Origin of the sequence: Bittarella massiliensis (ex Durand et al. 2017), from assembly GCF_017566145.1 — a bacterium.
Classification (GTDB): Bacteria; Bacillota; Clostridia; order Oscillospirales; family Ruminococcaceae; genus Bittarella; species Bittarella massiliensis_A.
This window is the reverse complement of sequence record NZ_JABFCL010000096.1, coordinates 1-267: the sequence shown is the minus strand read 5'-3', so window position 1 is coordinate 267 and position 267 is coordinate 1. Positions and strand designations below refer to the sequence as shown.

Sequence of the window (267 nt, the reverse complement as noted above, 5' to 3'; positions counted from 1 at the left end):
ACAGTGCGGTGGGGACCTATGATTTTACGACGGATCCCCGGCATCCGGTTTCCGTATATATCACGGAGGGAAATTATATTGCGTTCCGGGATAAGTATGGCAAGGATCGGCTGTATACAATCATGTCCATCGAAGGAGATGAAGAATGGACCGTTCATTGTGAGGATATTGGATTGGATCTGATCAATGAGTATGCCGTTCCGTGGGATTATACAGCAAGATCTATTGAAGACACACTGAGCGTAGTGTTGCACGATTCCGGCTGGG

At 47.6% G+C, this 267-nt stretch carries 1 protein-coding gene; it reads left to right on the top strand.

The window, feature by feature from the left end; all coding sequences use genetic code 11:
* On the top strand, positions 1-267 hold a 267-nt coding region (locus tag HJY11_RS13600; protein ID WP_208076464.1), incomplete at both ends, for a hypothetical protein.